Genomic DNA, 11,870 nt, shown 5'->3' on the forward strand with positions numbered 1-11,870 from the left:
ACGGATCACAGATGACTGCCTGAGGGTCGGTCAGCCGACCTTGTGGAGCCAGACCACGGCGGCATCGTCAGAGGCGTGCCGGAAGGGCTCCAGCTCGTCGTCCCACGCGGAGCCCAACGCGATGTCGAGCTCACGCTGCAGCTCGAACGCATCACCTGAGGCGACTTCCATGGCGTAGCGCACGCGATCCTCCGGGATCACGACATTGCCGACAGTGTCCATCTGGGAGTAGTGGATGCCGAGATCCGGGGTGTGCATCCAACGGCCGCCGTCGCTGCGAGGCGTCGGATCCTCCGTCACCTCGAATCGCAGATGCTCCCAGCCGCGAATCGCGGTCGCCAGAGCGGCGCCGGTTCCCGCCGGAGCCTCCCAGTAGAACTCGGCACGCCGAGCACCGGGCATAACCGACTGCTCCGCCCACTCGAAGTTCACGGCCCGGCCGAGCGAACGGCCGACCGCCCACTCCAGGTGTGAGCAGAGCGCTTTCGGCGCGGAGTGGATGTAGATCACTCCGCGCGCATGTGGTGTCGCCATGATCTTCTCCGTTTTCGTCTGGTTCGTGTGTCAGGTGCGTCTTCCCCTACGACCTGTCATGAACCCGACCGGAGAACCGGCGGACTGCGTATTCGATTGCGGTTCGATTATCACACCTTCGGCACCGAAATCACAAGCGTGTCATTCGGGCGCGTCGTGACTCAGCAGATCGTGCGTCGATCAGAGCCTGCACTTGGTGGGGCCGGTGGGACTTGAACCCACGGATCGTCGAGTTATGAGCTCGCTGCCTTGACCATCTTGGCTACGGCCCCCTGTCGGTTCACAGCTTATCGCGAGGTGTCGTCGGTGCCGCGCGGCGGCGGGGCGGTCCCGCCGCGCTTCGGCGATCCGTCCTGCGGCGGGTTGCGGCGCTGAAGCAGATCATCGGGGTCGCGCAGCGCGCGCAGGTCGTCGAGCGGCGTCGACGGTGAATGCGAAGAATCCGGATCGCGCGTGAGCGGCTGATCCCGAATCACTGCGGAATCCTGTTCGAACGGTTCGTTGGATGAGCGCGGCGCCCCGCGGCGTGCGTCCGTGGCCGTCCGATCGAGACGCGGGTCGCCGCCGCGCGCGATGTTCAGCTGCTGCGACTCGCTGATCACCTGGGGGTGGTGTCTGGCGAGCAGGAACACCCCGACGGCGGCGACGCCGCCCATCAGCAGGAACACGATGACGGCCCACATCGGCGCGTGCGCCGTCTCCCCCAGCACCAGCGCACCGATGAGCACGGCGATGATCGGGTCGATCACGGTGAGCCCGGCGATGACCAGGTCAGGCGGCCCCGAGGAGTACGCGGTCTGCACGAAGTACCCGCCGACGACGGCCGCGGCGACCAATGCGACCGCGCAGGTGATGGACACCCAGCCGAAGTTCCCGCTCTGCACGCGGAGGATGATGATCTTCGCGAATGTGGCGACGAAGCCGTAGAGCATGCCGCCTGCGGTGATGTAGAACAGCGCGGACAGTCGTCTCCGCAGCGCCAGCCATGCCGTTCCGAGTGCGATGGCCACCATGAGCAGGATCGCGAGCACCGTGAGCAGCTCGTAGTCGGTGACCGGTCGCTCGGTTGCGAACAGCGCCGCGATGATGACGAAGACGAAGATGCCGCCGACGCACAGGCCGATCGCGGTCATCGACCGCTTGGTCGGCATGTGGCCCGTCATCTGCGCATTGAGCAGGGTCGTGATCACCAGGGAGACGGCGCCGAGTGGCTGCACCACGACGAGCGGAGCAACGGAGAGAGCGCTGAGCTGGCAGAGGACGGCGACGCCCAGCAGGAGCGTGCCGACGATCCACGACGGACGACGCAGCAGGCGCAGGAAATGCGAGATCCCGAGCCCCTGTTCACCGGTCTCGCCGGAGATCCGCTCGACCTTCCGGACGCCGCGGCTCTGGTACTGCGCGCCGAGCGACATGAAAACGGCTCCGGCCAGCGCAAGCGGAATGCCGAGAAGCAGCCCGGGGTTGTCCAGGAACCCGACGAGCTGCTCGCCGGGATCGTTGACCTCCATGCCCCACATCACGGAAACCGAGCCTAATGCGCGCTCCTGCACAGCAGGCGCCAGCACGCAGGAAACCACGCGATTACGGGGGTTCTCCCCCGCTGCTGTGACCGAATCGAGACGGTTCGGCGTTCGCACTGTTCTCCGAACCGGCGCGTCTACGCTGAAGCAATGGCAGTTCTTCCCATTCGCATCTGGGGCGATCCCGTCCTCCACGCACCCGCCGACGAGGTCGCAGAGATCACCGACGAGATCCGTGCCCTCGTCTCCGACATGTACGAGACCATGGACGCCGCGCCAGGCGTCGGGCTCGCCGCACCCCAGGTCGGGGTCGCCCTGCGCATCTACGTGTATTCATTCGAAGACGACGACGGCAGGCCGTGGCGCGGGGAGATCCTGAACCCGGAGCTGTTCATGACGCCCCCAGAGCCCGGTCACCCGGATGAGGACGAGGAGTCGGAGGGATGTCTCTCCTTTCCCGGTGAGAGGTTCCCGCTGCGCCGTTCCGATCGTGTGATCGTGACGGGCATCGACGTGCGCGGTGATGCGGTGCGCATCGACGTCGACGGATGGCGCGCGCGCATCATGCAGCACGAGTTCGACCACCTCGACGGGATCATCTACCTCGATCGGGTCTCCGACCGCGATTGGAAGACCGCGCAGAAGATCTCGAAGAAGCGTGGCTGGGGCAAGCCGGGCCGGGCCTGGACACCCGGCATCGACGACCTCGAGGGCTGACCCCAGGAGTCAGCACACAGCAAGAGTCCCTCGCTCGGAAACCGAGCGAGGGACCTGTTCGCGTCAAGTGCGAAGGTTACTCGTTGCCGATCTTGTCGTCAGCCGCATCGCGTGCGCCCTCGACCTTGTCGGCGAACTTGTCACCTGTGACCTTGTTTGCGAGGCCTTCAGCCCCATCGAGTACCTGGTCGCTGATCTCTTCTGCCTTGTCGGAGTTGAGAAAGCCCTTCGCCTTGCCAGCGATATCGTCGATTCCCACAGACAACCCCCTTGCTCTCGATGGTCGGCTCATCGGCCGCTTGCCGCTAGTTTGCAATGCCGACGCTCCGATGTCCAGAGTGAATTTCGCACTCGCCGGCGGGCGGTGACCACCACGGGGCGCTCTTCGTGGGGCAGGATGGAGGAATGCGCATCGAAGACCATCCAGACGCTGCGATCACCTGTCGCGATCTCAGCGTCGGACGTTCAGGGCGAGGGCCGACGATCAGAGCCGCAGACGGCGTCTCATTCACTCTTGCCTGGGGCGGCACCATGTGCATCAGCGGGCCGACGGGTTCCGGCAAATCGAGTCTCGTGTCCGTGCTCGCAGGAGAACGAGACGACACCCGCAAGGTGGCTGGCGGCGAGGCCACCGTGTGCGGAGTGAACGTGCGCAAGCCCGGTCGCGGGCACCGCATTCTGACGTACCGCGCCGGATACTTGCCGCAGAGCGCGGGAGCGAACCTTCCCCCGCGCCTCAACGTCGCCGAGATCATCGCCGAGCCGATCCTCTCCCGCGACCGTCGCGCATCCGGGCGCGCACTCGACCTGCGCATCGCGGCACTGCTCGATGAGGTGCAGCTCCCACTGGGCGCCACGGACCGCTTCCCGTACGAACTCAGCGCCGGCATGCGACAGCGCGTCGCGATCGCTCGCGCACTCGTCCTCGACCCGCAGCTGTTCGTCGCCGACGAGCCGCTGGCGAATCTCGACCTCGAGGTGCGCCACACAGTCTTCGATGCCATCGTGAAACGCCGCGCCGAGTGGAACATGGCCTCGCTGATCGTCAGCAATGACCCCTATCTGGCGCGGGAGCTGCGCGCCGACCGGATGCAGCTGCGCGGCGGACACGTCGTGGCGATCGGAACCAGCGACGACGTGCAGTGGACGCCGGATGCCCAGGTCGACGGAACGCTCTCGATCTCGTGACGCGCCCGGGGCGTGTCACGAGTCGTTCTCCCTCCGGATCATTTGCTAAGCTGGACGAGTTGCCGCGATCGCGGCGGCGTGCTCCACGGAGTATTCCCCGGTAGCTCAATGGCAGAGCAATCGGCTGTTAACCGATAGGTTGTTGGTTCGAGTCCAACCCGGGGAGCAGACGGCCCTCACCCTCAGGGGTGGGGGCCTTTCTCGTGCCGCCTCTCAGTCGTCGAGGGTGAGGCGCGCCTTCTGTGCGTCGAGGTCGCGCAGCTGCATGCGCAGCGCTCTGCCCTCCTCGGAATCGGCCGGCACGCGCTGGATCGCCCCGAGCAGCTGATTCTTCTGCGCCAGGAGCGCTCCGATGATGAGCTGCCTGGCCAGGTCGTTGATCGAGCTGACCGCGTGCTCTTCGTCACGTGCGGGGAAGTCGCGCGCCAAGAGCTCGCCGGCCAGTGTCGCGTAGGCGGACGGTGCGGTCTCGACGACCGTCAGCGCCCATCCGGGCTTGGTCCGATCGGTTCCCTCCAGTGTCACGCGCACGCCTTCCAGTGCCGGATGATGGAACGGCACGGCGAGCGCCCTGACGAACAGCTCCGGATCGACCCGATGGCCGTACTGCAGGAAGCCGGTGAGGGCGTCGCGCTCGCGCGCGTTCTGCGGTGTGGGCGGGAGCGAGCCGAGTGTCACCGCGGGGGCTGCGACCTGCTGCTCTGGCACCTGCTCCGCACCGTAGGTGCGCTGCGGCTGGGACGCAGTGCGACGCGCCTGGCGCGCGGCACCCTCGACCTCGCGGTGCACGTCGGCCGGATCCATGCCGAGGCGAAGTGCCAGGACGCGCTCGTAGCCGGGGCGCAGCAGTCGATCCCGGATCTCCGCGACGATAGGAGCGCCCGAACGCAGTGCACCGACCCTGCCCTCGACCGTCGCGAGGTCGAACCCGGAGATCCGCCGGTCGATCATGAACTCGAACATCGGCTTCTTCTGCTCGATGAGGCCCTTCACGGCGCTGTCGCCACGCTGCAGGCGGAGGTCGCACGGGTCGAGGCCGTCCGGGGCCACGGCAACGTAGGACTGGGCGTTGAACCGCTTCTCCTCCGCGAAGGCGCGCACGGCCGCCTTCTGGCCCGCCTCATCCGGATCGAAGGTGAAGATGACCTCGCCGTTGGCGGAGTCATCGCCCATCACACGTCGCAGCACGGTGACGTGCTCCGACCCGAACGCCGTACCGCACGTCGCGATCGCGGTGGTGATGCCTGCGAGGTGGCATGCCATCACGTCGGTGTATCCCTCGACGACGACCACGCGCTTCGGCTCGCCGCGCGAGATGTCTCGCTTGGCCAAGTCGAGCCCGTACAGCACCTGGTTCTTCTTGTACACGGCGGTCTCTGGCGTGTTCAGGTACTTCGGACCCTTGTCGTCGTCGAAGAGCCTGCGCGCGCCGAACCCGATGGTCTGACCGGTGACGTCGCGGATGGGCCACACGACGCGCCCGCGGAATCGGTCGTAGACGCCGCCTCGCTGGTTCTGCGAGACCACGCCGGCGGCGATCATCTCCTCACGAGTGAAACCCTGCTGACCGAGAGCCTTCAGCATGTGATCCCACCCCTGGGGTGCGAAGCCGACGCCGAAATGTGCGGCCGCAGCAGGATCGAAGCCCCGCTCCCCCAGAAAACGACGCGCGATCTCGGCGCCGGGTGAGCCGAGCTGCGAGCGGAAGTAGTCGGCCGCTGCTTTGTTCACCGCGAGCAGCCGTGACCTGCCGCTCGTCTCGGGTGCTGGGCCGCCGCCCTCCTCGTAGTGCAGGGGGAAGCCGATGCGCGCGGCGAGACGCTCGACGGCCTCGGTGAACGACATGTGGTCCATCTCGCGCAGAAAGCTGTACACGTCGCCGGATTCGCCGCACCCGAAGCAGTGGTAGTAACCGTGCTGCGGCCGCACGTGGAAGCTGGGTGACTTCTCGTCGTGGAACGGGCACAGGCCCTTCATCGAGCCGATGCCTGCAGTCTTCAGAGCGACGCGCTCGCCGATCACGTCGGCGATGTTCGTGCGTGACTTGACCTCTTCGACGTCGGCCTGTCGAATGCGCGGCACGGGCTACACCTCCGCCAGCTCGGAGGGGCGAGGAGCCCAGATGCCGACCTCCTCGGGGTCGATGGGGCCCACCAGCCGGTTGTGCCACGAGAGCGCCGTCTGATCGGTCAGGCTCGCGACTTGGTCGACGATGACCCGCTTGCGTTCGGCATCGCTCGTCGCGTCCGCGAAGTCGGCGGCGAACTCCGGATCGAGCTGGTCGGCGCCGGAGGAGAACAGCGTGTCGGTCGACAGCAGTGTGTTCGCGAGGCGCTCCAGCACCCGGCGCTGCTCCTCGTAGATGCCGCGGCGGGTGTCGAGGCTCGCGACCGTCGCGCCCATGATGCCCTTGAGCACCGCGATCTCCACCTCGACCTCGCGCGGAACGATGACACTGGCACGGTAGCGCGTGAGCGACTCCTGCGGGTATGCCTCGCGGGTGGCCTTCACGCTCTCGGTGGCGAAGCGGCCGATCAGGTCGCTGGTGAGGTTCTTCAGTCGGCCGATGTCGGAGCGCGAGCGGTCGAACCTTCTCAGCCACATCGGCTGATGGGTGAGGCGGTACAGGCCGTCGGCGAGCTCCTCACGGGAGAAGTCGTAGCCGACCCACTGCTGGATGCGTCCCACCATCGGGTGATGCTCGACCGGATCGTTGATGAGCCGGAGGTCGAGGTAGCCGTTCAGCAGCGCATCCTCGAAATCGTGCACGGAGTAGGCGATGTCGTCGCAGAGATCCATCACCTCGGCTTCGATGCAGCGCTTCCGGTACGGGGCATCCTGCCGCATCCACGCGAACACGTCTTCGTCTTCTGGATAGACACCGAACTTGAGGCGGCCGCCGGGGTCGGGCACGGGATCATCGACGGTCCACGGGTACTTGCAGACGGCGTCGAGCGAGGCGCGCGTGAGGTTGAGGCCGTGCGAGCGCCCGTCGCCGACGATCTTGGCCTCCAGGCGCGTCAGAATGCGCAGGCTCTGGGCGTTGCCCTCGAAGCCTCCGACGTCGCCGGCCCAGGTGTTGAGCGCGCGTTCTCCGTTGTGTCCGAACGGCGGGTGGCCGAGATCGTGGCTCAGGCACGCGGTGTCGACGACATCGGCGGCGATGTCGAGCGAGCTGCCGATCTCGCGGCCGACCTGCGCGACCTCGAGCGAGTGCGTCAGCCGGTTGCGTGCGAAATCGGCAGGGCTGGCGGGGCTGAGCACCTGCGTCTTCGCCGCCAGCCGCCGAAGGCCCGCGGAGTGGAGCACTCGAGCGCGGTCGCGCGCGAAGCTGTCGCGTTCGGAACGGTGCTGTTCCGGATGGAAGCGCTCTGCGTCTTCGTCCGTGTATCCGGCAGGCCTCATCCGGGTCAGCTCATCCCCCACTGGTGTCCAGCTCCGCTTCCTGAAGTTCGCTGGTCGCGTCTGCGGCCATCCCTCGCGAGTCTAGCCAGCCCTCGGGCAGCACGGGTCGCTTCGGGCGGCCGGACCGCCCGCGCTGCCCTTCCGCCGGCGCACCCGGGTACGGAGCGTCGAGGTCGAGCTGGGAGATGAGCTCGTCGATGTGGTCCAGCGACGTGACCTGCGAGAACTGCCCGCGCAGATCGCCGCCGATCGGGTACCCCTTGAAGTACCACGAGGCGTGCTTTCGCACGTCGCGGCAGCCGCGGTCCTCGCTCTCGAAGAACTCCACGAGGAGCTCGGCGTGGCGCTTGAACGCCTGCGCGACGAAGGCGAGCGTGGCATTCACGGAGGTGCCCTCGCCGCCGAAGGCCCGTGCGAGCTCGCCGAACAGCCATGGGCGCCCGAGGCAGCCCCGGCCGACGACGACGCCGTCGCATCCGGTCTCTTCGACCATCCGGACGGCGTCGTCCGCGCTCCAGATGTCGCCGTTGCCGAGCACGGGGATCGAGGTGACCGCCTGTTTCAGCTCGGCGATGGCGGACCAGTCGGCGTGGCCCGAATAGAACTCGCCAGCCGTGCGGGCGTGCAGGGCGACGGCTTTCGCGCCGACGTCCTCCGCGATGCGGCCGGCGTCGAGGAAGGTGAGGTGGTCGTCATCGATGCCTTTGCGCATCTTGACCGTCACGGGCAGATCGCCGGCACCGTCGACTGCGGCCTTCACGATGTCGCGGAACAGGTCGAGCTTCCACGGCAGCGCCGCTCCGCCGCCCTTGCGCGTGACCTTCGGCACGGGGCAACCGAAGTTGAGGTCGATGTGGTCGGCGTGATTCTCCTCCGCGATGATGCGCGCGGCCTTCCCCGTGTACTCGGGGTCGACGCCGTAGAGCTGAATCGAACGCGGCGTCTCGGACTCGTGATGCTGGATGAGGCGCATCGTGACCGGGTTGCGTTCGACCAGGGCGCGGGTCGTGATCATCTCGCTGACGTAGAGGCCTGCACCGTACTCGCGGCACAGGCGTCGGAATGCCGTGTTGGTGATGCCTGCCATCGGAGCGAGCACCACGGGAACGTCGATCGAGAGCGGGCCGATCTTCAGCGGCCCGCCCGTCGGGTTCGCCGGGGCCGCAGCATGCGGTTCGGTCAGCGCGGTGGTCATCCGTCCATTCTTCCAGAAGCGACGTGTGAGGCGACCGTGCTGTCTGCGGCTGTGGATGGGCCGCTCCGTCCTGATCGGTTCCGCAGCGCGCCGAGCCGACGATGACTCGCGGGCGTAGGCTGGGCCGTATGAGCGAAGTACTCGATGTGCGCAGCATTCCATTCGACACGGCCACGGGTGAGACCAAGACGCTCGGCGACCTCTCCGATGGCCCCGTGCTGGTCGTGAACGTCGCGTCGAAGTGCGGTCTCACGCCCCAGTACGAGCAGTTGGAGCAGTTGCAGCGCACATACGGGGAGAAGGGGCTCACCGTGCTGGGCTTCCCGTGCAACCAGTTCATGGGGCAGGAACCCGGCTCGATCGACGAGATCCTCGACTACTGTGCGACGACGTGGGGGGTGTCGTTCCCAGTCGCCGACAAGGTCAAGGTGAACGGCAGGAACGCGCACCCGCTCTACAAAGCGCTGAAGAACACCGAAGACGCCGAAGGCAAGGCCGGCCGCGTTGCGTGGAACTTCGAGAAGTTCCTCGTCACCCCCGACGGTGCGGTCACCCGGTTCCGTCCCCGTACGGCCCCGGATGACTCCACCGTGATCGCCGCCATCGAGGGGGCACTGAGCGAATAGCGCTCCGCCTCACCGCAGCAGCTGAACACGCGTCAGCGCACCGCAGCGGCGGTCAGGCGCGTGAGCGTTCCCAAGCCGAGAGGTCAGGCACATCGAGTGCGAACCGACGCTCGAGCCATGAGGAAGCCTGACGGAACCAGTCGGCGGCCCGTACATCCATGTCACCGCGCGAACCGGCCGTTGCCTGCGTCGCCAGCGACAGACCGTGTCGGCCCTCCTCGTACACGTGCAGCTCGTACGGCACGCCCACGTCGGCGAGGCGCGTGGCGAAGTACATGCTGTGTCGCGCCGGGACGAGAGTGTCGCCCGCCGTGCCCCAGATGAAGGAGGGAGGCGTGTTCGCATCAGCCATGCGTGCGGGGCTCGCGGCGATGAGTGCTTCCTGCGACGGCTCGGTCGTGCCGAGATATGCGACCGCCGCTGCGCCGCGCACAGCCTGTTCGAGTTCGCCCGCCTCGTGGGTCCTTTCGGCGACGTCGATGTAATCGGTGATGGCGTAGCAGGCGATGAGTGCCGCAGGGCGCAGGCCCTCACCCGCGGCCCCTGTGATCACCGGCTTGTCCCAGTGCGTGGCGTACATGGCCGCATTGTGGCCGCCCGCCGAGAAGCCGCACACGGCGATCCGGTCTACGTCGACGAGCCATTCCCCCGACCGCGTGCGGATCTCGCGCATCGCGAGCCCGACGTCGACGAGCGGATGCGGGAACTGCGAGCGCTCACGCGGCTCGAGCGGCCGCGTCGGGTCGGCGTCGCCGTACACCGAGTAGCGCAGCACGAACGCGTGATAGCCGAGCGAAGCGAACGCCATGGCAATGGGCTCGGCTTCGCGGTCGGAACAGCTCAGATAGCCGCCGCCGGGCAGGATGAGAACGGCGGGGCGCGATGCTCCACCGAGCATCGACGCCGAGTCGTCGAGGATGTAGGTGGTCATGGTGACGTCGTCGCGCCCCTCGCGGAGGGGAATCGTCTCTGTTCTCATGCTTCCTCACCGTACCGGCGCACACGCTGGTGCTGAGCGTCGATCTGCGGGCGAAACGGCTCCGGGTCACCCATCAGCGTGCGATACCGCCCTCGGTCCCGCGCGCCTGCCTGTCGCGCGGCGCGTCCACCGCCCCGCCGAAGCGGCGATCGCGGGAGTGGAAGACCCGGATGGCCTCCCACAGGTTCTCGCGTGAGAAATCCGGCCACAGCGTGTCGAGGAACACCATCTCGGCATACGCCGCCTGCCAGAGCAGGAAGTTCGAGGTGCGCTGCTCGCCGCTGGATCGCACGAACAGGTCGACGTCCGGCATGTCGGGGATGTAGGTGTACCGGCGCAGCGTCTTCTCGTTCACACCCGACGGCTTCATGCGGCCGGCCGCGACGTCGTCGGCGATCCGTCTGACGGCGTCGACGATCTCGTTGCGTCCGCCGTAGTTGACGCACATCGTCAGCGTGAGCACATCATTGCCGCGCGTGAGCTCCTCCGCGTACCGCAGCTCTTTGATCACGCTGCGCCACAGCCGCGGCTCGCGCCCCGCCCAGCGCACCCGCACTCCCCACTCGTTGAGCTGGTCGCGGCGCCGGTGCAGGACGTCCCGGTTGAAGCCCATCAGGAAGCGCACCTCATCCGGTGAGCGGCGCCAGTTCTCCGTCGAGAACGCGTAGACGGACAGATGCTTCACACCGGCCTGGATCGCACCCGCCACGACGTCGAGCAGCACCTCCTCCCCCGCCTGGTGGCCTTCGATCCGGCTCATCCCGCGTTTGTTGGCCCAGCGACCGTTGCCGTCCATCACGATGGCCACGTGGTTCGGCACGGGGCCGGCGAAGGGCGTCGGATACAGTCCCGTCCAGTCGAGCGGGCGGAACGCGACGGCGTCGCGGTGCGTGTACGGCTTCGTCATCGTGCGCCTCCGCGGCGTCCGGTCTGGCTGAAGGCGCGGATGCCTCGCTCGAGATGGTGCTGCACGTAGGCGTTCGCGAGGCCGGATGCACTGTGCAGATCGGCCTCAGGTGCCTCGTCGACCGCGCCCCAGTCCCCTGCGAGCAGTGCCCGCAGCATCACGAGGGACTTCTCCTGTGCCTTCGGGCTTCCTGCGGGAGCGCAGTTCCCGCAGACGCTGCCGCCCAGTTGCGCGACGAACGCACTGTGCGGCCCGGGAGCGGCGCACCGTGCGCACTCATCGAGGGCTGGGGCCCATCCGGACAGCGCCATCGCCCGAAGGAGGTAGGACGTCTGGATCGCCGCGGGCGGATGCTCGCCGCGCGAGAGCGAGCGCAGCGCGCCGACCAGCAGGTAGTACTGCTGCGCGCCGGACTCGGCTTCGGCGATGCGGTCAGCGGCCTCCACCATCGCGCTGGCCGCGGTGTACCGGTCGTAGTCGTTTGCGATCACCGCGCCGTAGGAACCGATCGAATCCGCCTGCTGCACGATATCGAGGCTGCGCCCGGCGTAGAACTGCGCGTCCACGACCATGAAGGGCTCCAGCCGTGCACCGAACTTCGACGAGGTGCGCCTGACCCCCTTCGCGACAGCACGGACCTTGCCGTGCTGTCGCGACAGGAGCGTCACGATGCGGTCGGCCTCCCCCAGTTTGTGGGTGCGAAGCACGACGGCCTCGTCTCGATAGGTCGGCACTCCCCCAGCTTAATCCGCAGTCCCTGCGCAGGGCCGCATCCGTCGCTCAGGTGCGGCAACTC

The 11,870-nt window shown here is 67.4% G+C and carries 12 protein-coding genes and 2 tRNA genes; 4 read left to right on the plus strand and 10 right to left on the minus strand.

All coding sequences use genetic code 11. From position 1 onward, the window contains the following. Positions 1–30: 30 nt before the first annotated feature. The 3 genes from CIK77_RS02080 to CIK77_RS02090 all read right to left on the minus strand — a co-directional run bounded on the left by CIK77_RS02080 (position 31) and on the right by CIK77_RS02090 (position 2,054). Positions 31–534: a DUF3145 domain-containing protein gene (locus tag CIK77_RS02080; protein ID WP_087055362.1), complete on the minus strand. Its 504-nt coding sequence runs from the start codon at positions 532–534 to the stop codon at positions 31–33. A 194-nt stretch (positions 535–728) separates the two neighbouring features. After that, positions 729–806, minus strand: a tRNA-Ile gene (locus CIK77_RS02085). A 15-nt stretch (positions 807–821) separates the two neighbouring features. After that, complete coding sequence (locus tag CIK77_RS02090) at positions 822–2,054, minus strand: DMT family transporter (protein WP_170934194.1); 1,233 nt, start codon at positions 2,052–2,054, stop codon at positions 822–824. Between the two features lie 153 nt (positions 2,055–2,207). Here CIK77_RS02090 and def point away from each other — a divergent pair, with 153 nt between their 5' ends. Then, positions 2,208–2,774: a peptide deformylase gene (gene def, locus CIK77_RS02095; protein ID WP_087055361.1), complete on the plus strand. Its 567-nt coding sequence runs from the start codon at positions 2,208–2,210 to the stop codon at positions 2,772–2,774. Positions 2,775–2,850: 76 nt separating this feature from the next. Here the strand turns inward: def and CIK77_RS02100 are convergent, their stop codons facing one another. Beyond that, positions 2,851–3,033, minus strand: a complete 183-nt coding sequence (locus CIK77_RS02100; RefSeq protein ID WP_170934163.1) for an antitoxin — start codon at positions 3,031–3,033, stop codon at positions 2,851–2,853. Between the two features lie 146 nt (positions 3,034–3,179). Here CIK77_RS02100 and CIK77_RS02105 point away from each other — a divergent pair, with 146 nt between their 5' ends. Beyond that, positions 3,180–3,962 (plus strand): ATP-binding cassette domain-containing protein, encoded by a 783-nt coding sequence (locus CIK77_RS02105; RefSeq protein WP_087055359.1) that lies wholly within the window; start codon positions 3,180–3,182, stop codon positions 3,960–3,962. 94 nt (positions 3,963–4,056) lie between these two features. Then, positions 4,057–4,128, plus strand: a tRNA-Asn gene (locus CIK77_RS02110). Between the two features lie 47 nt (positions 4,129–4,175). Here CIK77_RS02110 and dnaG read toward each other — a convergent pair. The 3 genes from dnaG to dusB are packed head-to-tail and all read right to left on the minus strand — an operon-like array spanning position 4,176 to position 8,562. Continuing rightward, a complete protein-coding gene (gene dnaG, locus CIK77_RS02115; protein ID WP_087055358.1) occupies positions 4,176–6,044 on the minus strand; it encodes a DNA primase in 1,869 nt (622 codons plus the stop codon). A gap of 3 nt (positions 6,045–6,047) precedes the next feature. After that, positions 6,048–7,367 carry a deoxyguanosinetriphosphate triphosphohydrolase gene (locus CIK77_RS02120; RefSeq protein ID WP_087055723.1) on the minus strand — a complete coding sequence of 440 codons (1,320 nt, stop codon included), beginning with the start codon at positions 7,365–7,367 and terminating at the stop codon, positions 6,048–6,050. A gap of 10 nt (positions 7,368–7,377) precedes the next feature. Then, a complete protein-coding gene (gene dusB, locus CIK77_RS02125) occupies positions 7,378–8,562 on the minus strand; it encodes a tRNA dihydrouridine synthase DusB (protein ID WP_087055357.1) in 1,185 nt (394 codons plus the stop codon). Between the two features lie 128 nt (positions 8,563–8,690). Between dusB and CIK77_RS02130 the strand changes: the two genes are divergently transcribed. Further along, a complete protein-coding gene (locus CIK77_RS02130) occupies positions 8,691–9,188 on the plus strand; it encodes a glutathione peroxidase (RefSeq protein ID WP_087055356.1) in 498 nt (165 codons plus the stop codon). 52 nt (positions 9,189–9,240) lie between these two features. On the opposite strand, the gene CIK77_RS02135 is transcribed toward CIK77_RS02130, so the two are convergent. The 3 genes from CIK77_RS02135 to recO all read right to left on the minus strand — a co-directional run bounded on the left by CIK77_RS02135 (position 9,241) and on the right by recO (position 11,808). Next, a complete protein-coding gene (locus tag CIK77_RS02135) occupies positions 9,241–10,167 on the minus strand; it encodes an alpha/beta hydrolase (protein ID WP_087055355.1) in 927 nt (308 codons plus the stop codon). Positions 10,168–10,240: 73 nt separating this feature from the next. Further along, positions 10,241–11,074: an isoprenyl transferase gene (locus CIK77_RS02140; RefSeq protein ID WP_087055354.1), complete on the minus strand. Its 834-nt coding sequence runs from the start codon at positions 11,072–11,074 to the stop codon at positions 10,241–10,243. Then, the gene (gene recO / locus CIK77_RS02145; RefSeq protein WP_087055353.1) at positions 11,071–11,808 is read right to left on the minus strand and encodes a DNA repair protein RecO; all 738 of its coding nucleotides are present in this window, start codon (positions 11,806–11,808) and stop codon (positions 11,071–11,073) included. The genes CIK77_RS02140 and recO overlap by 4 nt, the downstream gene beginning before the upstream one ends. Positions 11,809–11,870 lie beyond the last annotated feature (62 nt).

The sequence above is a fragment of the Microbacterium sp. JB110 genome, assembly GCF_003335195.1.
GTDB lineage: Bacteria > Actinomycetota > Actinomycetes > Actinomycetales > Microbacteriaceae > Microbacterium.

What these genes read in the sequence shown, in the direction of transcription:
- CIK77_RS02120 (WP_087055723.1), bottom strand. Translation starts at nt 7,367, where the DNA reads ATGAGGCCTGCCGGATACACGGACGAAGACGCAGAGCGCTTCCATCCG.
- CIK77_RS02140 (WP_087055354.1), bottom strand. Translation starts at nt 11,074, where the DNA reads ATGACGAAGCCGTACACGCACCGCGACGCCGTCGCGTTCCGCCCGCTC.
- def (WP_087055361.1), top strand. Translation starts at nt 2,208, where the DNA reads ATGGCAGTTCTTCCCATTCGCATCTGGGGCGATCCCGTCCTCCACGCA.
- CIK77_RS02130 (WP_087055356.1), top strand. Translation starts at nt 8,691, where the DNA reads ATGAGCGAAGTACTCGATGTGCGCAGCATTCCATTCGACACGGCCACG.
- CIK77_RS02090 (WP_170934194.1), bottom strand. Translation starts at nt 2,054, where the DNA reads ATGTGGGGCATGGAGGTCAACGATCCCGGCGAGCAGCTCGTCGGGTTC.
- dusB (WP_087055357.1), bottom strand. Translation starts at nt 8,562, where the DNA reads ATGACCACCGCGCTGACCGAACCGCATGCTGCGGCCCCGGCGAACCCG.
- CIK77_RS02105 (WP_087055359.1), top strand. Translation starts at nt 3,180, where the DNA reads ATGCGCATCGAAGACCATCCAGACGCTGCGATCACCTGTCGCGATCTC.
- CIK77_RS02135 (WP_087055355.1), bottom strand. Translation starts at nt 10,167, where the DNA reads ATGAGAACAGAGACGATTCCCCTCCGCGAGGGGCGCGACGACGTCACC.
- CIK77_RS02080 (WP_087055362.1), bottom strand. Translation starts at nt 534, where the DNA reads ATGGCGACACCACATGCGCGCGGAGTGATCTACATCCACTCCGCGCCG.